16 protein-coding genes and 3 pseudogenes are annotated in these 20,927 nt (G+C 41.5%); 13 read left to right on the forward strand and 6 right to left on the reverse strand.

Translation table 11 applies throughout. The annotated features are described in order from the left end of the window. Positions 1-61: 61 nt before the first annotated feature. Together H6G28_RS34405 and H6G28_RS34410 are read right to left on the reverse strand one after the other, a co-directional pair. Complete coding sequence (locus tag H6G28_RS34405; RefSeq protein WP_190677605.1) at positions 62-973, reverse strand: hypothetical protein; 912 nt, start codon at positions 971-973, stop codon at positions 62-64. 107 nt (positions 974-1,080) lie between these two features. After that, entirely contained in the window at positions 1,081-1,413 is a 333-nt protein-coding gene (locus H6G28_RS34410) for an XRE family transcriptional regulator (RefSeq protein WP_190677607.1), read from the reverse strand. A gap of 388 nt (positions 1,414-1,801) precedes the next feature. Between H6G28_RS34410 and H6G28_RS34415 the strand changes: the two genes are divergently transcribed. The 6 genes from H6G28_RS34415 to H6G28_RS34440 all read left to right on the forward strand — a co-directional run bounded on the left by H6G28_RS34415 (position 1,802) and on the right by H6G28_RS34440 (position 3,545). Beyond that, positions 1,802-1,990, forward strand: coding sequence for a hypothetical protein (locus H6G28_RS34415; protein ID WP_190677609.1), 189 nt, complete (start codon positions 1,802-1,804; stop codon positions 1,988-1,990). Further along, positions 1,972-2,271, forward strand: a complete 300-nt coding sequence (locus H6G28_RS34420) for a type II toxin-antitoxin system RelE/ParE family toxin (RefSeq protein WP_190677611.1) — start codon at positions 1,972-1,974, stop codon at positions 2,269-2,271. Before H6G28_RS34415 ends, H6G28_RS34420 begins: the two co-directional genes overlap by 19 nt. A gap of 44 nt (positions 2,272-2,315) precedes the next feature. Continuing rightward, positions 2,316-2,480, forward strand: a complete 165-nt coding sequence (locus H6G28_RS34425; protein WP_190677613.1) for a hypothetical protein — start codon at positions 2,316-2,318, stop codon at positions 2,478-2,480. A gap of 57 nt (positions 2,481-2,537) precedes the next feature. Further along, entirely contained in the window at positions 2,538-2,762 is a 225-nt protein-coding gene (locus H6G28_RS34430; RefSeq protein WP_190677615.1) for a DUF433 domain-containing protein, read from the forward strand. After that, on the forward strand, positions 2,759-3,100 hold the full coding sequence (locus tag H6G28_RS34435; RefSeq protein WP_190677617.1) for a DUF5615 family PIN-like protein: 342 nt from the start codon (positions 2,759-2,761) through the stop codon (positions 3,098-3,100). The genes H6G28_RS34430 and H6G28_RS34435 overlap by 4 nt, the downstream gene beginning before the upstream one ends. A gap of 67 nt (positions 3,101-3,167) precedes the next feature. Beyond that, a complete protein-coding gene (locus H6G28_RS34440; RefSeq protein WP_190677618.1) occupies positions 3,168-3,545 on the forward strand; it encodes a hypothetical protein in 378 nt (125 codons plus the stop codon). Positions 3,546-3,643: 98 nt separating this feature from the next. Here the strand turns inward: H6G28_RS34440 and H6G28_RS34445 are convergent, their stop codons facing one another. From H6G28_RS34445 to H6G28_RS34455, 3 genes are all read right to left on the reverse strand, one after another. After that, positions 3,644-6,310 carry a CHAT domain-containing protein gene (locus H6G28_RS34445; protein WP_199333008.1) on the reverse strand — a complete coding sequence of 889 codons (2,667 nt, stop codon included), beginning with the start codon at positions 6,308-6,310 and terminating at the stop codon, positions 3,644-3,646. A gap of 120 nt (positions 6,311-6,430) precedes the next feature. Beyond that, positions 6,431-11,659, reverse strand: a complete 5,229-nt coding sequence (locus tag H6G28_RS34450) for a two-partner secretion domain-containing protein (protein WP_190677620.1) — start codon at positions 11,657-11,659, stop codon at positions 6,431-6,433. Positions 11,660-11,818: 159 nt separating this feature from the next. Next, positions 11,819-13,546, reverse strand: a complete 1,728-nt coding sequence (locus H6G28_RS34455; RefSeq protein ID WP_190677622.1) for a ShlB/FhaC/HecB family hemolysin secretion/activation protein — start codon at positions 13,544-13,546, stop codon at positions 11,819-11,821. A gap of 201 nt (positions 13,547-13,747) precedes the next feature. Between H6G28_RS34455 and H6G28_RS34460 the strand changes: the two are divergent. The 6 genes and pseudogenes from H6G28_RS34460 to H6G28_RS37565 form a co-directional block, all read left to right on the forward strand. Further along, a pseudogene (locus H6G28_RS34460) lies at positions 13,748-13,960 on the forward strand (hypothetical protein); the annotation flags it as partial. A 580-nt stretch (positions 13,961-14,540) separates the two neighbouring features. Continuing rightward, positions 14,541-14,759, forward strand: a pseudogene (locus H6G28_RS34465) (reverse transcriptase N-terminal domain-containing protein); the annotation flags it as partial. Positions 14,760-15,355: 596 nt separating this feature from the next. Then, positions 15,356-17,044, forward strand: coding sequence for a group II intron reverse transcriptase/maturase (ltrA, locus tag H6G28_RS34470; protein WP_190677624.1), 1,689 nt, complete (start codon positions 15,356-15,358; stop codon positions 17,042-17,044). 85 nt (positions 17,045-17,129) lie between these two features. Continuing rightward, positions 17,130-18,521 (forward strand): annotated as a pseudogene (locus tag H6G28_RS34475) (reverse transcriptase domain-containing protein); the annotation flags it as partial. Positions 18,522-18,731: 210 nt separating this feature from the next. Then, positions 18,732-19,172, forward strand: a complete 441-nt coding sequence (locus tag H6G28_RS34480) for a hypothetical protein (RefSeq protein ID WP_313950042.1) — start codon at positions 18,732-18,734, stop codon at positions 19,170-19,172. A 58-nt stretch (positions 19,173-19,230) separates the two neighbouring features. Next, a complete protein-coding gene (locus H6G28_RS37565) occupies positions 19,231-19,356 on the forward strand; it encodes a hypothetical protein (protein ID WP_277883283.1) in 126 nt (41 codons plus the stop codon). An 8-nt stretch (positions 19,357-19,364) separates the two neighbouring features. Here the strand turns inward: H6G28_RS37565 and H6G28_RS34485 are convergent, their stop codons facing one another. Then, complete coding sequence (locus H6G28_RS34485) at positions 19,365-20,183, reverse strand: GIY-YIG nuclease family protein (RefSeq protein ID WP_313950043.1); 819 nt, start codon at positions 20,181-20,183, stop codon at positions 19,365-19,367. A 499-nt stretch (positions 20,184-20,682) separates the two neighbouring features. Here H6G28_RS34485 and H6G28_RS34490 point away from each other — a divergent pair. Beyond that, a partial coding sequence (locus H6G28_RS34490; RefSeq protein WP_190677627.1) for a hypothetical protein occupies positions 20,683-20,927 on the forward strand: 245 nt, incomplete at its 3' end.

A 20,927-nucleotide genomic window follows, 5' to 3' on the forward strand; every position in this document is an offset into this window, starting at 1 on the left:
TGCAGTTTCATTTGCAAATAATGTCGTTTTGAGCAGAACCTTATTTGCAAATAATGTGGTTTCAAAATCGCCTTGTTTGCAGTTTTAGCCCTGGATGTTTGCAGTTCGCTACAGCTACCTTCTGCCCTTCTGAAGCAGCCCGGATGACCCACCAGTAGCCATCAGTAAAGCCAACTTCGCCTAATTTCTTGTCATCTTGGTAAATGCCATCATCAAGCAGTTCCAAGCCGTATTGTTCACAGGCATCGAAAATCTGCACCATGATTTCATTACCTGTGGTGCATGGTTCTTCAAATTGCTTCTGTATTGGTAATGTGCCTTGTTGGTACTGCTGTTTGACGTAACTGTGGCATCGAGCAGGTGTAATGTCCCGGAAAATCTCAATGTCATTTACCAGCACTCGCCAGTACAAATCCTCGTAGTTGTTCTGGTCAAAGCTAACGCTGGCCACCAATTGACCGTCAACAGAAGCTTCTTGGTCGTAGAAGGAGATTTCTGTAATTGTGGGGACTTCTGGAAATTGGGCTGGTGCAGGTAAAGGTAATGGGAGTGTCCCATCTTTGTAATGCCATTCAATGAAGCGTTGGCATCGGGCAAGGGTGTTGTGGCGGAAGATTTCGTTACCATTTACCATCACTACCCAAGGCTGGGTGACGAACTCGCTGCTGTCGTAGGTAATGTATGCGATGAGTTGATTGCCTGCGAAGATTTCGTAATGGTGGGGGTTGATTTCTTTGATTGTTAATTCTTCCGGTGCAACAGCCTGGGCTTGGTCTGCAATGTGGCTGTCGAGTTCGGCTTGGGCGATTTTTTGAATGTGGGTGGATTGGTAAGAGGCGATCGCACTAATCCATTCATCGCGGCGGCGTTTGTCCTGTATCGGTACTGTGCAGCCGATTTCAGCATACGTTTGTCTTAGCTGCGGGAGTGTTTTTGATTGCAGCTGTTGTGCTGTGTAAATGTTGTGCGTCATAATGGGAATTCCTGTAACAGGGTCAAAGGGTGATCGCAGAGCCTAGTAAACTTGCGCGGTCGCCTTTTGTTTTATCCCCCTAGTTTACCGTTGCCAACGGTAAACTGTCAAGCAACAACAGTAACTATTTTAGCGGTATCAAAGAAATCAGTTATGTCAGCGTTAAGTGCTTGACACAAAACATTAACAACTTCCGTTGATACCGTAAGGGTTCCACTTTTGAGACGAGTAGCATAATAATCTGGTTGTTCTAATTGCTGAATATATTGATGTGCAACTTTTTGCCCAAGCTCTACAGTTATTTGCTCAAGCTGACGGCGAGACATATTACCTCTCAATTGAGCTAATTTTTCAGCTTGAAAATTTCCCCATTTAAATGTGGCAATATGTTCAATATCTATCATAGTAATCATTTTTCTACCGTTGTTACTTGCCAGCATAGCATTTTAGGTTTATTGTTGTAAGCAGTAATAACGTAGCTCACACAGGGGTGACATGAGCAGTCATGCCATCAACTTTGTTGTGCTAGGCAGTAAATAATGACAGCGATCGCATCTGTTGAGAAAATTGGATTAGGACAGAGTAACAGCCTTGGTAAAGTTTCCTTTTAATTGCAGATATAGCAATCCTACCCCAATTGTGAGAAAATACGTAGACAAAAATCCTTGTTTTATAAGCATTTGAGGCTTATTGAACTCTCATGTATCATTTAGGATTGCTATATCCCCGATTCACAGCCATAGTTTTCGACCAAACAAAAATTGCTGGATGAGGGCGTGGAGTGAGGTTAAGATTACAGTAATCATCTGCATAGAAGCGAAAACTACCATGAGCGATAGAGAAACCGTTCTTGAACTTGTAAAGCGATTACCTCCAAATGTGTCTTTACGGGAGATCCTTCGAGAAATTGAGTTTATTGCGGCTGTAAAAGAGGGTTTAGAAGAGATTAACCAAGGACAAGGAGTGTCAATTGAATCTGTTGAACAGATGATTGAAGCATGGACGACTACCAAGTAATCCTCTCTCCCAAAGCTGTGGGTGATTTAGAGGCAATTGTCAGGTATATTGCTTCAAGCAACCCTGAAGCTGCAAGAAATTTGGGTCAACGACTCCTCGAAAAGACTAAGGAGTTAAGTCAGTTTCCATTCAAGGGTCAGAAAGTACCTGAATTTGACGATCCTAATATTCGTCAACTTATTCTTAAACCCTATCGTGTTGTTTACAGGGTTGAAGAAGAGAAAAAGCGGATCAGCATTGCTAGATTTTGGCACTCGGCACAAGATAATCTAGAGCTTTAGATTGAATGTAGCCACTTCAACAAGGTTTATACATTCGATAAAAAGTGACAACCCCACAAACTTTACAAACAGCAATCAACGCTGCAACTAACGCCCACACAGGACTGCACCAAGCCATTCACGAACTACGGCACGGGTCGGTGGCGGAGGCGAAACAACTGCTGGCGCGGCAGATAGCAGTGTTGGCGAATGTGCTGATGCTGTTGTAGGGCTAATATTGTATTAATTGTCTAATTTTAGATTTTCAACAAGGAGAGAGAATCCTGATGCAAAATCGAATAAATATTCATCCAGATATTTGCAATGGACGACCTGTTATTGCTAACACTCGAATTACTGTGCAAACGGTTATGGAATTTTTAGGTGCAGGTGATTCCATCGAAGAAATCCTTCAAGAGTATCCCTCTCTGGAACGAGAAGATATTTATGCTTGTATGCAATTCGCAGCAAAGTTGATGGCAAATCACTACGAAGTTAGAAAAATTGCATGAATGGATTTTTATTTGATGAAAATCTACCTTCTAAAATCCAATTTACCCCATCTTCTCCCATCATCCATGTTTCAATATTAGGTGATAGTCCGAGTGATACCCAGATATGGCAGTATGCAAAAGAGAACGGTTTGGTGATTGTTACCAAAGATGCAGATTTTTCAGATCGACTGATGCTTGATTTGTCCCCACCAAAAGTAGTGCATCTACGCTTTGGAAATTTGCGAAAAAGTGAATTTCACTCGTTTCTAGCCCATATTTGGCCACAAATTGAAGATTTAGTTATGAATCACAAGCTAATTAATGTTTATTTAGACCAGATCGAAGCATTCAAATAGCCATTAATTAACTGTGTATTTGAAGGTGAAACTAAATTTCCTACTTACGAACAGGAGAGTTAATTTTATGAGTAAGTACATTATTTTCAAAGCTGAATCTATGTCAGCAGAAGGCTGGGAGGAAAGGCAACTAGCTCATACCCAGGCTTATACCAGCATACTTGCGGAACATTATGATTCTTCCAATTCTCCAATACCAGAACCGGGATACAGACTTAGAGAATATCATCAAGTATCCAAGTTTGCTGATAAACAGTTTCCTGATTCGAGTACCCATAGTAGAGTCGGGGATTGGGAAGTAACCAGAGTTGAGGAGTATACTCCAGAAATTCCCAATCATGATTTTGAGGCTGTGGTTATTTGTTACTGTCGATACTCCCCAGTAACTACTCCACTAGAGCCAATGCCAGAAATTCAGGTTTCCCAAGAACTACAAGAAGTTTAGCGGAATCTGGGTAACAAGCGAACGATCAAGAAAAATTGTCAGTGCTGAACTCATCATCAATCGCAGAGTGAGGAATTATCTGATTTTTTAGGACTAAATTATAACCAATTCCCAATCAAGACAAAAGCCGCCCAGTAATAGGGATGAGAGAATTGTTCATCGCGCAGAATTGCCAGTTGTGCTTGACGCAGAGCCTCTGCTTTCGTTGCTCGGTTGCGTAATTCTTCATAAAATCGGATCATGAACAAGGGAGTGGAATCATCCGAAGCCAACCATAAAGAAGCTACAGTACTTCGCGCCCCAGCCCTGATAGCGACTCCTGCTAGTCCTAAAGCAGCGCGTGTATCGCCTTTAGCCGTATTACAAGCACTCAGAACTAATAACTCAATTGGCTGCAGCCTTGTATCAGTCCGAAAAAATTCATCTAACTCTTTGGCCTTGATTTTATCGTCATAAGCAAGTATGAAAGTGTTTTCAGAACGGGAACTAAATTCCCCATGAGTTGCAACATGAATAATTGAAAAAGGCAGCGAATTAATTGTTTGTGTGAATTTCGATTTAGTAAACATCTCATTCAGCAATATTTTTGCCGAAATCTGCTGACGGATACCCTTGAATTCTTCCTCAACTCCAGGAAGCGGATCAAAATCCTGCACAGATTGACTCAGACCGGCTGCGAAGATATTCAAGTTATCCAGTTTTATCGGTTTAGGATCTAGTAGTTGGAGTCCAGGAGTTAAAGAAATGCTATAATTTTTTTCGATTAGATATTGCTTACCGTCATAAAGAGCCGCCATCGGAATATTTTGCAGCACTCCATCCAAGACAAAAGTTAAGTTTTTTATAGGAAGGGCAGCAAGGTCTTTTTCTAGAGGGGCAATTAACCAGCTATATACTTTTTTAGAAAGTGATTTTATGGAAATTGCTTGACTCAGTCCTACTCTTAATTTCTGAACAGTTGTTTCTATTTCTGATTGAGAAACTGGTATTGTGTAGCGACGTAGATTGCTTTGAGTTCCTCTAGGAAGGGAAAGAATAATTTCTAATCGATTTGATAAGATGACTGAGTAGATAACAGCCGTATTTACATCTACTTTATCTATTTCTTGGTTTTTGACCGTAGTACAAGCTTCTTGGAAAAAGTTATCGAGTTCGGCTAACTGTAGGTCTTCAATTGTCTGACGGGCTATTTTCAGGGTGTCTTGGCTAGGTTCTCCGGCTTGTAGAAGTAAATCTACATATTCCCGATAAACTGGTTCGACTTGCTCTCGAAAGTCAAATTGAACATCGGAATTGAGACTAACTAAATCTCCTCGGAGATTTTTCAAGGATTTGACTGCATTAGCATAAGCAGCGATCGCATCTTCTTTATCCTCTCCTCTGAGCAACTTGCCTAACTGCCACTGCCATTGATAAGCTAAATCATCGGCTGAACGAATTTGTTTAGTGGCTTGTAAAGCTTGTTGAGTATAGATTTTAGCTTTATCTTCTTGGTTGATTTTTCCATACAGTTTTCCCAGATTACCAAGAGCATAAGAAAGCGATCTCCAATCTTCTAAGGATTTTGCCTGGGTAATCGCATTTTCCAACAAAGTCATAGCTTCGGAAACATTGCTTGGCTTTTGAGCTAAACTTCTGGCAAAGTTGATTTTTGCGTAGATAGCTGTACGACTAGGAGATAAATTCGCCAAGGATTCCCGTATGGGAGATAATAATTCATCTGCGGCTGCCCATTTTTGTTGCTCAATGAATAAATCTCGTTGATTGAGTAGAGCTTGAATTTTGACGAGAGGTGAGGCGGCGATATCGACTTGTTGATAAGCGACTAAAGCTTTTTGTGTGTAAACATTTGCATTGTTAGTATCTTTAAAGGTTGCTTCTCTTTTCGCCAAGGCGCGGTTTGTGTTACCCAAATTCAGCCAGATTTTGCTGATATCTTGGGGTGACTTCCATTTTTGAGCAACTTCTAGGCTGGCTTTTAAAACTTCCTCAGACTGTTCCAGTTTCCCCACGACTCGCAACACATTACCCAAACTCCGCAATCCTCGCCCTTGGGCTTCTCGAAATTTATCTGGGTTATTTTCTAGGAGCTTTTGTTTGAGGGAATTTGCCTGTATGCTTGAGAGTTCACATCCTTGAACATGAAAATCTAAAGCTTGGAGTAAAGTCTCACAGGCTCTAGGATATAAACCTAAATCTTGTAATGCCTGTGCTTGGTTAATTTCGCTAATTGCTGCACTAGGTTTATCATTGAGTGCTACATAGATTTTAGCGGATTGTTGCCAAGTCTCTAAAGCTGCTTGGGATTGTCCAATTTTTTGTTCTAACTGTCCTTGAATATCCAGAGTTTGGGCATATATGCGTTGTTGTGCAGTGGTTGTTTCCAGAGTTTTCAACAGTTGTAGACTTTGAATGATGGCTGTTTTGGCCTCATTCCACTTACCTAGTTGCTGATAGGTGAGGGAAAGATTACTCAAAGCCATTGCTTGATTGAGGTAATTTTTTTGCGATGCAAAAGCCATCACCGCCTGTTGCCAAATTTGAACTGCTTCGGTAAACTTTCCTGATTGATAAAGTCGATTAGCTTGTTTAATTAGGTTTAAGGGATTTTGGGGAGATTGAGCGATCGCGCTTGGTAGGGAATTTTGGGCAACAATGGAGGGAACTCCTATGGAGAGAACACAGACAAAAACTGCTAAAATCAACATTTTACGAAAAGATTGCCAGAACCATCTTCTCTGATGCCTTTTTTTTAATTTTCTCATCACTTTTTTGTCAAATTTAATTAAAAAATTCTCAGTTTATGTGTTTAGATATCTGAAATCAGAATGATGCGATCTTGTCCGGCTATGACTATAATTTGTGCGATCGCTTCAAGTAACACTTTATCGCGGCTGACAGCTAGTCAAACTTGTTTTTTGACGCTGAATGTTTGCATTGCTAGGATCGTAGCCAACTAGGATAATCCTACCTTTTTCGTTACGTATCCATCCTTGGGCAGGCACGATTGTTTCAGAAGTCACAGCAGTTGCTGATGGAGAAGTCACACGGGTTGCAGATTCTTCGGTTGGGGAAACTAAACCAACTTCCACTTCATCGTTGCTTTGAAATTGTTCGGGACTGGAAGGTAATCCTCCCCGCCCGGTGATGGTAAACTCGCTTTGTCGTCCTCGCTGACAAGCATTTTGGTTGATGAGAGTTCTTGGATCAACAACGGTTTCTGGTAAGTTTAATAAACCTTGACTGGGATCAATTTCAGGGGTATTAATGGTTACAACTCCCTCCACGCCAAGTTCAGAACTGGCGGTAATTTGACTATCAGGTGAAAAGAATAGTGCTTGAGTGGTGATATTAATATTACCTCCCCTACCTGCAAAGGCATTGGCGGTAATGTCGCTATCTTGATTGGCAACTAAGAAAGTTGTATTGATGTTGATGTTACCACCATTGCCTGTGCCGTTGGCGGTGGCAGTGATGGGGCTATTATTCCGCAGGCGCAGGAGATTGGCAATGTTGAGGTTGATGTTACCGCCTTCACCACTGGCTGTAGCGGCGGAGATGGTAGAACTGTTGTTGAGTGTGAGGTTATTTGCAGTTAAGAAGATGCTACCTGCATCACCTTGTCCTTGGCTGTTGACGCTGATTCGTGCGTTATTGTTCAGGTTAACTTGGTCGGGGTCGATAATGATGTTACCGCCGTTGCCTGTAGAACCAGGAGCAGTATTGGCAAATAATCCGCTTTCTGCTCCCTGATTATTGACGATATTTTCACCAAAACTAGCCAAGCGGTTAGCAAAGGTTGGATCGCTTCCAGAAATATCTATGCTGTCAGTAATATTGAGTGTAATGTTGCCAGCGTTCCCACTGTTGCGAGTCGTAGTCAAAATCTGTCCGCCGCCTGTGGCTGCAAAGGTGCTGGCGTTGATAGTAATGTTACCAGCTTTTCCAGCATTGGCAGTTAGTGTATCTACAAGTGCGCCATCTGCTAAACGGAAGGCATTAGTAGTGACGGTAATATCTCCAGCTGCACCATTCGCTCCTTGTTCAGTACTCGCCAGCAACCCACTAGAAAATCCATCAAGGCTGACTCCAAACAGGTTTACGAAGTCCTTTGTCTTGACTACAATATTTCCAGCTTGGCCTTGTCCACCAGGAAGATTATCTTGTGGGCGGAAAAGACTTGTTTGAATTTGTGAACCATGAGTTAGGGAGAGCGATCGCCCTCGAATATCTATATCACCACCTATCCCAATTCCTCCTGGATTAACACTGCCTAAAATCGCACTTCTATTAGTCAGGGAGATAGCGTCACCAACTGTCACCGAGATGTTTCCAGCATTTCCTGTCAAATCAGTATTATTTAGCTCTCCTTGACCAAAAGTACTTGCTATAACTACGCCATTATCAAGAGAAAGTGAACCTGCATTGATCTCGATATTACCTCCTCTACCAATGGCATTAGGAGAAAGGGTGCTGCTGATGAAAGCCAAATTACTCAGAGTGAAGTTATCATTCGCGTCAAGTTGAATATTCCCCGCTATTCCTCTTGCACCTATTCCCACAGAGGTATTAATTTGTGAAAAGTTTTGAGATGAAAATCCATTGATATTGATGTCACTAGCTTTGATCGTGATACTTCCGCCATTGCCTTCTCCTGGTGGGAGAATTGTACCGTCGAGTAGTTGAGAAACATCACGGACAAAACTTCCAATACCAGCACCACTGAGTAATGAGAAAGAACCCGCCGTCAAATCGATATTTCCTGCATTTCCTTGTCCACCTGATTCCACATTGCTCTCAATACTGCTATCCGATGCTAGGGTGGCATTCCCCTGTACGTTGATGGTGATGTTTCCAGCATTTCCTGTCAAATCAGTATTTAGCTCTCCTTGACCAAAAGTACTTGCTATAACTTCAACGCCATTCTCAAAAGAAAGTGAACCTGCATTAATCTCGATATTACCTCCTCTACCTATGGCGTTAGGATCAAGGGTGCTGCCAATTCGTGCAAAATTACTCAGCGTGAAGTGATTATTCGCTTCCAACTGAATATTACCCGCTATCCCTCTTGCACCTTGATCAACGGAGGTGAAAATTCCCGAACGAGAGCCTAGTTGCTCAGAAGCCCCGGACACATTTATATCATTGGCTTTGATCGTGATACTGCCGCCATTCCCTTCGCCTGCGGGGATAATCGTACCGTTGCGTAGTTGAGTAGAACGACGAACGATGGTTAAAATTTGGCTTCCATCAAGTAATGAGAGCGAATCAGCCGTCAAATCGATATCCCCAGCATTTCCTTGTCCACCTGATTCCACATTGCTCTGAATAATGCTATCCGATGCTAGGGTGGCATTGTCCTGAACTTTGATGGTGATGTTCCCAGCGTTCCCGGTCAAATCAGTATTATTTAGCTCTCCTTGACCAAAGGTGCTTGCTAGAACTTCAACGCCATTCTCAAAAGAGAGTGAATCTGCATTGATCTCGATATTACCTCCTCTACCTATGGCGTTAGGATCAAGGGTGCTGCCAATTCGTGCAAAATTACTGAGCGTGAAGTGATTATTCGCTTCCAACTGAATATTCCCTGCTATCCCTCTTGCACCTTGATCCACAGAAGCGGAAATTCCCGAACGAGAGCCTAGTTGCTCAGAAGCCCCGGACAAATTTATATCACTGGCTTTGATCGTGATACTGCCGCCATTCCCTTCGCCTGCGGGGATAATCGTACCGTTGCGTAGTTGAGTAGAACGACGAACAATGGTTAAAATTTGGCTTCCATCAAGTAATGAGAGCGAATCAGCCGTCAAATCAATATTCCCTGCATTTCCTTTTCCACCTGATTCCACATTGCTCTCAATACTGGTATTTAATGTTAGGGTGGCATTCCCCTGAACTTTGATGGTGATGTTCCCAGCGTTCCCGGTCAAATCAGTATTATTTAGCTCTCCTTGACCAGAGGTACTTGCTAAAACTCCAACTCCATTCTCAAAAGAGAGTGAACCTGCATTGATCTCGATATTACCTCCTCTACCTATGGCGTTGAAATCCAATGTGCTACGGACTAAAGCCGAATTACTTAGAGTCAAGTTATTAGTCGCTTCCAACTGAATATTCCCTGCTCTCCCTCTTGCACCTTGATCAACGGAGGTGAAAATTCCCGACCTCAAACCTCGTTGCTCAGAAAAACCGGACAAATTTATATCACTGGCTTTGATCGTTATGTTTCCGCTATTACCTTCGCCTGCGGGGATAATCGTACCGTTGCGTAGTTGAGTAGAACGACGAACAATGGTTAAAATTTGGCTTCCATCAAGTAATGAGAGCGAATCAGCCGTCAAATCAATATTCCCTGCATTTCCTTTTCCACCTGATTCCACATTGCTTTGAATACTGCTATCTGATGCTAGGATGGCATTCCCATACACTGTAATTTTAATATCCCCTGCTTGTGCATTTTCAACACCTAATTCTGATCTAATTCCAGCTACTAAAAAACTATTATTGAGGCTTAAATTATTAGAATTTATATTGATACTACCACCTTGATTACTTGCAACATCAATGCGTGCATTTGTTATAAAAGTATCACCAACACTATTAAATAAAATATCTCCGCCCCTACCAAATTGTCCGAAAGCGAAAGAATTAATAATTCCTGTGATTCCTATATTTGCTCTCGAATCAATTTTTAACCTACCCCCATTTGCCAAAGAAGCGGTATCAATAGCGGTAAACTGAAAATTCGGAATAAAACCGAAAAAAGGGTTAGAAGAAGCAACGGATATATTACCTTGTAAATTAGGATTAGGTTGATATTGATTGGTTAATAAAACATCTCCTGTTATTTTTTGAGTGATATCAGCAGGATTTCTACTAAATATAATAGTTCCAAGATTTATATCTGCACTTGTAGGAGTTGCAGATAAAAAGTTAGGAGGAAAGAAGAAATCATTGCCACTTTCTGTTACAGCAGGTATACCAATAAATTCTGGATTTACACCTGCACGAATATCTACCGTAGGGTTATTTCTCCCATCAATGGTGATTTGTTGTCCATTAGATAAGGTGATATTTTCCACTAAACCAAATTGTGGATCTGCACCTGTGATCAGAATGAATCCTGGTATCGTTACACTTCCTCCGGCAATTATGTGTAATGACGCACCCTGATAAGCACCAATAAAAACATCTCCAGTTGTCCGAATTATGGGATCGTGGGGACTAGATAAATTTCCTAAACTCCCATCTAATTGCTCAATCCGAAAATTACCACCACTCCAGTAATGTGCATCTCCGCCTACGGTGTTAGCCGATCGCAACACCAAATCTCCACCAGAGAACAAACCACTGTTAACATGATTTAACGCGAAGATATCTACAGACTCATTCCCCTGAATTAATAACTGATTTCCCGCCGCCGCAATGAAGGGTTGTTCTACACTATCCCTCACTGTCACGGTATCTTGGGCTTGGAGAGTTAAGTTTCCTCCCGCCTGGATTATTCCTGATAAGTTGAGATTCTGTGCTTGGAGGGTTAAATCTTTGCCGACTGTTAAATTACCAGTATTGTGAATATCTCTCGCATTCTCCCGAAATCTCAAGCCAATGGGAATATTCACATTTAATAATGGCGGCGCTTGGGGATTTGTGGCGCTAAACTCCAAATTATTGCCAAATGTTAAACTATCTGCTGTAGCAGCGACAAAGGAACCTTTAATATCTAATCGGGCAGTAGAACCAAAAGAAATCCCGTTAGGATTAATCAAGAATAAGTTGGCATTACCTAAAACCCCCAATGTTCCTAAAATGTTAGAAGGGTTTCCCCCTGTGACGCGGGTAAGGATGTTATTAACTGCGGCGGGATTGGCAAAATAAGCACCTCTCCCGGCTTGAATATTAAAATCTGAAAAGCTATGGAATAGGTTCGCGCCTCTCGTTGCGCCCCCGGTAATCAAGTCGCTGTTAATTCCTTGAATTGTTTCTTGTCTGATAATGGAACTCTCTACCCCTAATGTGCTGTCGGGAGTGATTTGGGCTGTAGCAGCATCACAAAAAAAACTACCCAAAGCAACTAAAGGAGCTACCAAAAGAAACGGGAATCTATCAGCCATAACCACCATTTTACTATTTTGCGATACTACCTATTGCGCTTTAATGCAAATGCAAGCAAGCAATCTCAGAGTATTATCAGTATTATTACGGCTATTTTATTATTTTAGGCAAAAAACTTCATACTTAACCTCAATCAACAACTCTGCGCCTCTCTGCGTTTAAAAATTATAATCGAGGGTAAAATACAGACCATTCTCATTCAATGTTCGCCTGTTAACATCCACCGATACCAAAGGAATCCCCCAATCGAAACGTGCATTCAAGCGATCTCCCATTGTCCACACTAAACCAAAACCAGCCCCCACCAAAGTATTCGGCTCAGGATTAACAAAATTAGAGCTATTCCAACCCGTACCAAAATCAATAAACGGCGCTACCTGTAACAATCCCTGTACTTCAGGAATTCGCCAAACTGGTAAACGTACTTCCGTAGAGGCAAAAATAGCATTATCAGTCAGCAAGAAATTTTGGCGATATCCCCGCACACTATCTAACCCACCTAACGCAAACTGTTCTATAGGAAAGGTGGCTCTAGAAGCAAACTGCAAATCAGAGCGAACTACCCACAGAGTATTTGGTGCTAGTAAACGTACATATTGTCCTTGTCCCCGCCAAGAGAAAAAACGCCCATCTGGTGGTTCTGCATTTAGGGTTGCGCCTAAAGCCCCGATACCCAGACTAAATTGCGATCGCACAGCAAATAATTCTCGATTATTTCGTTGCGTCCAGTCTTGAAAAAATCGCAGCACTGTGACGTTTGTTTCGCCGTTATCGGTTGCGCCCAAAGATAAAGGGAAGTTTTCTCCCAGCAACCTTGTTTGACTCCGTTGTAGAGACAGGGTTAAACCTAATGCTAATTCTTGGGTAGGAGATTCCAAGACAGGTTGACGTACACTCAGTTCATAATAGTTAAAGTCACCTGTAATATCTAAAACATCAAAAGGTGGTTCAATTACCGTAGTTTGACTAAATCCTCCCCCTAGTTTAATTGTGCCATTGCGGGGATTAAAGGGAATAGTGTAGCCAATATCCACCGCATTGCTACCATCAGTATTTCTATAAGTTAACTCCAGTCCATCCCCAAAACCGAGTAAGTTTCTTTCCTGAATCTGTACACCTCGTTCAAAACTCCCAATGGAAGGGACACGGCCATTATTAATTATGGCTTTAATGTTGAAAGAATCCGCTTCTTGAACCGTGACTTTGAGCAGACTTAACTCTGGACGCGCACCCGCCGATAATTCTGCGGAAATTCGTTGAATTAGGGGGTTGAGTTGTAAGAGTTGTAGAGCTTCGAGGAGTTTTTTTTGATTTAAAGGACGTTGAGTAGCGATCGCTAACCGACTGCGGATATATTCAGGTTGTAAACGCCCTGTTCCTGTAACAACAATATCTTCCAGACTCCCTTCAATAATCTGAATCTTCACCAACGCGGCTTCTGGGGACAAGTCTTGATTTTCAGGAATTACTGCTCCCGAATTGATATAACCTGCATCTGTATATTTTTTGTTGATTAGAGCTTCTGCTTGAAGCAGTTGAGCGAAAGATATTGGTTTATCTCTAAAATCCTTGGTGACTTCGGCTAATTGTGAGTCACTAAAAGCGGTATTACCTTCAAATATAAATTCCTTGACGATGATTGTTCCGGGAATATCTGGAGAGATTGATGGAGTTGGCGTGAACGATGGCGGTAATTGGAGGGGAATTTCAGGGGGTGGGGATGGAGGCTGAGGAGATGGTTGTTCTGGTTGTCTGGGGATAATTGGGTTAGGAACTTGGGCTAATCGTCCGTCTATAACTATTTCTGATGTTGTGTGCGCTGCCACTTTTGCGCCTATCCCGAATAAATTAATACTCAGTAGGAGTAAAATTAAGCCATCCCGCATTTACTAAATCTCTTACTCACGACACTTGAAGTTTCACTTTTTTTACGATAATTGATTCCTAAGTACCTTTTTTGAAAGTATCCAAATGTTGTTACAAAATATATTGCTTGACCGAGATTAGTGCAGAGTGCGGAGGGGTAGTTGCTGCTGATGTCTGCGATTGACTCTGAGCAAATACCACTAAATTCTAAAGAGATGGAAATGAACCCCCCACCATCAAAGCGCCAAAAATCTATCTCTGCCGAATCCTCAGAAGATCCAGCTTCAGCAATCATCGATGTTCCTGCCGTCGAAATTCCAGAACTCACTCCAGAGGAACAGCGCGATCGCCTGAATTTAGAACGCAGAGTTGAGAGAGCATTTTTTGAGGCTGGCAAGGCATTGATGGAACTGCGCGATCGCAGGCTCTATCGTTGTGTGATTCGTTTCTGGTATGGAGCCACTAGCAACTAGCGGGGTATAACCAGAGTGCATGATGAAAATCACTTTCATCATGTATAACTGTTCTTTTGATGTAGGTGAGCCAAGTAACCTAGAAAGGCAAGCCCTACCCTTGAGGAGACAAGTGACCCCCGACCTGCCCACAGTGAGTAGACTCGGAAATCTACAGACTGAAGCTGGGAACAGGACGCAATCAGAGCCGAAGCAGGTAAGGCACACTGGCGTTAATGGGAAGATAGCATGGGTAAACAAGTCCTGGACAAGTGTCTCACAGTCAAGTCACAACCTGAAAACAAAATGTGAACTTCATCCTCTATAACCTCGCAGCATTTTAGCGGTAGTAGCTGCAATCTCCGAGGAAAGGATAGGCAAAGTGGACTGCCCTAAACTATCAAAAACAATCGAAAGAACGGAACGAAAAGAAACGATATAAGAGTCTAGGGAAAAGGTCGAAAACCCTGGTAAGTAAGACGAGATACAGAATTCTCTTATATCGGGTAGGACAGAGCGTAACTGCTCTGAGGTATTCAGAAAACGCGATTTGGAGCAAAGTATGATTAGGCACAGCAAAACTGCTAGTGAATCTTGGAAATCATTACCCTGGAAGAAATTTCGGGCGAACCTTTTCCGCTTGCAAAGGAGAGTGTTTAAAGCTGTTCGAGTAGGAGACAAGCGTAAAGCTAAGTCTTTACAAAAGCTTATTCTGAAATCCAAAGCAGCTAGGTTTCTGGCAATTCGTCAAGTAACACAGCTAAATGCCGGGAGTGCGACCTGAAAGGTCAACTAAACTGAGACTCTGTAGTTTCTCTGGGATTTCTACCCCAGACCCTTATAGAGTAACCCGTAAATAACGGTACGTCACAACCGAGTAGGTAACGAAAAAGTTGGAGTGCAGACGCTAAAAGTAGCCGTAACTGCCAGGGTCAGGCAGTGAGGAGCAAAAGGGAAAGATGTAGAAGGATGAACATAGTCTAAGGTATTAATTAAATCACGTCACTTTAGAACGAGCCAAATGACTCCTGAATTAAGGCTCGAACCAAAATGGTAAATAGGTAGATTGTTAGGTTTTCCAGTTCTAACAATGTAGAAACAAAAATTCCTATCGTGAAATAGATACCCATCCTAACTACATCAAAAACTTTAGTTGATACAACAGGGTAAGCCCAACAGAGTCTAGAAGACGGTCGAATCTCCTAGTAAGCCAAGAGTAATCAAAGCCGAATCTTTGGTGGGTAAAGGATGAGTGAAAAAGCGAATGTTACCGAATAATTAGGTGAATAGGGGTTCAAAATTTGCCCCTGACCGAAAGGAAAGCTGAATTCACTTGGGTCATATACGAAATAAAACTTATCTAAGGAATGAATCCTCATGAAAAGTTTGATACATCAAACCGATGTAAATGGACATGGGAAACAACTTTTAAACTGGAACCAAGTCAACTGGAAGAAAGCAAGAAAGATTGTTAATAACCTAAGAAAGCGGATATTTCGTGCTAGAAAACTTGGGCAATGGAAGCAGCTTAGACGGTTGCAGAAATTGTTACAAAAATCCTACGCCAATCTATTACTCGCAACCCGACAAATTACTCAAAAAAACAACGGAAAAAACACAGCAGGAGTAGACTTGGAGGTGGCTAACACTCCTGAAGAACGAGTAAAGCTTGTCAACAGTTGGAAATATTTAACAGCTTCTCCCACAAAGAGAGTATATATTCCAAAACCTAACGGCAAGAAACGTCCCCTGGGAATTCCCACCATTAGGGATAGAGTCATGCAAGTAATAGTGAAAAATACACTCGAACCCGAATGGGAATCACAATTTGAGCCAAATTCATACGGCTTCAGAATCGGAAGAAGTTGTCAAGACGCTATAGCGCAATGCTTCAATAATCTAGTGGAAAACCCACGCGGAGCAAGACATACTTGGGTTCTAGATGCTGACATATCAGGATTCTTTGACAACATTGCACATGAATCCATCCTGACCATGATTAGCACACACCCTGCTAGGGAAATAATCAAAGGGTGGTTAAAAGCTGGATATGTCTATCAGGGACTTAAAACACCCACAGACAAAGGCACACCTCAAGGTGGCGCAATTTCGCCGCTTTTGGCAAACATAGGGCTTCACGGTCTGGAACAACTCATTAATTCTATTAAACTACCAAAAGATAAATGGGGAAACAGATTAAAGCTAGGCTTTGTCCGATATGCGGATGACTTTATTATCACATCTAGAGATAAAGAAAGCCTCGAAAATGCCTTAAGCCAGATTAAACAATGGCTGTCAGAAAGAGGATTAGAAATCAGCGAAGAAAAAACTAGGTTAGTTCACATAAAAGATGGATTTAATTTTTTGGGGTTCAATCTACGCCAATATAAAGGCAAATTATTAATTAAACCCCAAAAAGAGAAAGTGCTGAAATTCTGTAAGGAATTAGGTAACACAATCTCTAAATGCGCCACCTGGACGCAACAAAATCTCATCAATGAGCTAAAACCTATCCTTCATGGATTCGCTAACTACTACAGAGGAGTGGTTAGTAAGGAAACATTTAGTTACATCAATCATAGATTAACTATATACCTCTGGCGTTGGGCAAAACGTAGGCATCCCAACAAAGGAAAAAGATGGGTGAAAGACAGATACTTCCACCGAATAGAAGAGAATGAATGGACATTTGCTTGTCACGGAATTGATAGCAAAGGGAGGAATCAATTTTACTCCCTATGTAACATCAGTAAAACTCCTATAATCAGACACGTAAAAGTCACAGGAAACCACTCTCCCGATAATCCAAAATTGAAGGAATATTGGGAAACCCGCCATCAAAAACAAGGAAAGCTTTACTGGGCAAAAAATTCAAAATACGAACAAGTAGCCAAAAACCAACGCTTTTTATGTCCGATATGCGGGGAATATCTATTCAACGGTGAAGAAATCGAAACCCACCACATAGTACCAGTGGCAAAGGGTGGACGAGACGACAAAGAAAACCTGATGCACCTGCACTCAATGTGTCACAAACTGTTACACAACACCAAGTTGAAGGCTTGAAGTATGGCTTGAGCCGTGTGACGCGATGAGTGTCACGCACGGTTCTTAGGGGGGAAAGGACTGGTAACAGTCCTTTCCTACCCGCCAAAAGACTGCGGGTATCGATGGGAAAACCGCCTTAACTCATGAGGAGAGATTTAACCTCGAACTGCTGTTAAGACAGCAAGACTGGTATCATAACAAACTCAAACAGATACCAATACCCAAGAAAGACGGTTCCATCAGATACCTTAAAGTACCCACTATTGCGGATAGAGCCTGGCAATGCCTAGCAAAATACGCATTAGAACCAGCACACGAAGCAACTTTCCACAAATATAGCTATGGATTTCGTCCTGGCAGAAGTGCCTATGATGCCCAAAAACAGGTAGCAAATAACTTGACATCTGAAAAAAACGGCATCAACAAAAGAATCCTTGAGCTTGATATAGAAAAATGCTTCGATAGGATAAACCACTCTACCATCATGAGAAACCTTATTGCCCCTCAAAGGCTAAAACTAGGAATATTCCGAGCATTAAAAGCAGGGATAAACCCAGAATTTCCTGAACAAGGTACTCCACAAGGAGGTGTGGTAAGTCCATTATTAGCTAACATCGCTCTCAACGGAATCGAAAAAATACACAGCTATCACGCACAAGGACGTAAAATAACTGAAAACACGTCCGACAAGAGAATAGTAAACGCTTGCGTTCGCTATGCCGATGATATGGTGTTTTTCCTGAAACCTGAAGACGATGAAAAAGAAATACTTGACAAAATTAGCCAATTTCTAGCCCAAAGAGGATTAAAGGTAAGTGAGAAAAAGACCAAGCTAACCGCCTCGACAGATGGATTTGACTTTTTAGGCTGGCACTTTAAGGTACAGCAAAACGGAAAATTTAAATGTACGCCCTCAGAGGACAACTATAAAACTTTCCGCAAGAAAGTTAAGGAGATCGTCAATAGCTCGAATTATGGTGCTAAGGTCAAGGCTAAGAAATTAGCCCCAATAGTTAGAGGATGGAGACAATACCATAAATACTGCAAGATGGATGGGACACGGTTCACACTGTGGTTCATGAATCACAGAGCATTTATTGTATTCAACAAGGAAACAAAACAGGATAGGCAATCTGCCGAAAAGCTTGTAAAACAAGCCTTCCCTACGGTTCCATACTCCGAAAATAGCCATATCAAAATCAAAGGAAATAAATCACCCTTTGATGGAGATTTAGTCTACTGGAGTGAGCGAAATAGCAAACTCTACGACGGCATAACCTTTAAACTTTTACGAAAGCAAAACCATACGTGCGGATATTGTGGTCATAAATTGACCTTAGAAGAAAAGGTACATCTACATCACAAAGATGGTAATCACGAAAACTGGAAGGATGCAAATCTAACAGTAATACATGAAAGCTGTCACGATTATATCCACATGAGCAAAGAGGAAGTGAAATTTATTCAATTCCCTAGCGTGAAATCCCGTAACTAAGGGATAGGGAAGGAAGATAAAAGGTAACTAACCTCAAAGAATATCGGAAGCTGGATGAGGTGAAAGTCTCACGTCCAGATTTAAAAGAGAGGGGCGAAGCGTAATAGCTTCCCTCGACTCTACCCCACACACAAAACCTTTGAGGAATATTGCAAAGACAGGTTTGGATTTGAGCGTCGTCATCCTTACCGATTGATTGAAGCGGCGATTGTGGTAGATAATATTATGCAAATGTGTCCCATTGGGACACAAATTGAAGATGACTCAAGTTCTATTGGGACACAAAACGAAAGTGATTCAAGCGACGAACAAATGCGTCCCATTGGGACACAAGCCGAAATTGAATTGAGTCAACAGCAAATGCGTCCCATTGGGACACAAATTCTGCCAACGAGTGAGCGTCAAGTCCGTCCGTTAACCAAGCTAGAACCGCAACAGCAGGTTAAAGTTTGGCAACGGGCAGTTCAAGTTGCTGGCGGTAAAGTTCCCAGTGCCAGGATCGTAACTGATGTAGTACAGCGTATAATGGAGCGTACCAAAGTCCCCAACAGCTACCAAATTGGTGAGGTCTGCCAAATCCTTACAAAAGACAATCCCGAACTCAGGGGTAAAAGCCGTTGTTGGTGCATAGTGGTTGCCCTATTCAAATGAGGGAAACAAAGTATCAGGCTAAGTAAAATTGCCTTTGTTTGGCAAAAGAATCAAAATCATGTCAGCAACAGTAACCAGTGAAGTACAAGAAGTTACTATTTATATGGGTGCAAGTAAACTGGCTGATAAAATTAAGGCTACTGGACGGCAACAGAAGAAATCAGAACCAAGTGCTAAAAAATAATGAAGCAGTTACGAGCTACTGATGAAGCTAGAGCCGACCTGATTGATATCTTGCTTTAAACACTCGATAGTATGGAAACGGTAGTTGATATAATCTAAATCTCTCAGATATTTTTTACCGTTAGATTCAACATAAAAATACTCAGCTTTTGCAGAAATCTCTCGTAAAATATCTAAATGTTTCAATGCTTTGACTGGGATTCCAAAGAGTTCGGCAGTTCTTACATAGCTGTTATACTCGTCTACATTTTTTTCTAAATAAATTAGTAAATTTGACATTGAAATAAACTCAAACCTATAGTTGTAAAGGCTATATGTGTAAACATAAATAGGAAAATATTCCTGTTTGCTTTTTTCGCAATAAAATTGTTGTTGATTCCAGGCTTTTTTGATTCTAGATGATCGCTTAGTATGAATAGAATTGCTGACGATTGGGTAATCAGTGAAGTCAATTGCAACAATTATACAGCGTATCCTGTCCTCACTTCTATACTCACCAATAACAAGAGAACGAATTATGGGAAATAACAACGTTGGTTTATTGAGGACTTTGAGTAAACGCTTAATTTCAGACTCAGCTTGGGGTGTTTTTGGTAGAGAACTCTTTACCTTGGAACCGTTGAGTTCTGGTCGAAACAAAGCAATGTAATACTTTTCCTGTTCATTTAAAGATTCAACTGCAATCTCTTTCCAATAAATTCCATAACCCCGCTTTTTGTTTGAGCGAATCAGTTGAGCATAACGGTGATGGGTTTTACCTGACCACCTGCTTTTAAGATTAGCAGCTTGCCCCACATACCAAACACGATCTCTTGCGTCTGCAACCACATAAATTCCTGAATTAGTTGGTAAGCAATATCGATCAGTGAATTCAACTCTTGACCAGTTCTTCCATTCCATGTATCTCTACCCATAACCCTTCTATGATTAGATTTCCCTTTGAAACAGATAGAGTGATCACCGTTGGATAAGTTAGCGGTTTAAACTATTAATTATTCGTTAATATTCTACTTATATAGGCAGATAACAAACTATTTATTGAGAAATGCTAAAATCTTTAAATTATTAATCCAACAAAGAAACAATGCCTTAGCTCATAAAGCTACAGCCAAACATCATATTCTCACACCTTCATTATCACTAGCAGTTAGATTTTTACGATTTAGAAGAAACTACTCATACTGTGTTGAAACACTTGGGAGAACTAAAGCATCTCTACTTGACTGTATTTGAGGAGAAGCTGTTGAGTGTGATTGAAAAAAAATACGGCATCATAGATGAAATACCGCGCAATTCTCAATAAACCAAGAACCAGGAGAAAACAGTAATGCAGAGTATCAAGCTATGTTCTCATGTTGGGGCTGACGGCATTTTGCACCTTGAGATTCCCGTTGGCATCACAGACCAAGAAATGGAAGTTGTAGTGATTTATCAGCAAATAGAACCATCCACCGCCCCCAAAACACCCGAAGAATTAGGATGGCCACCAGGATTTTTTGAACAAACTTATGGCAGTTGTCAAGACGATCCAATTGTTATTGACTATGAAGGTGATTTTGAGACAAGGGAAGA

Origin of the sequence: Nostoc sp. FACHB-190 (assembly GCF_014696905.1) — a bacterium.
In the GTDB taxonomy this organism is placed as follows: domain Bacteria; phylum Cyanobacteriota; class Cyanobacteriia; order Cyanobacteriales; family Nostocaceae; genus Nostoc_B.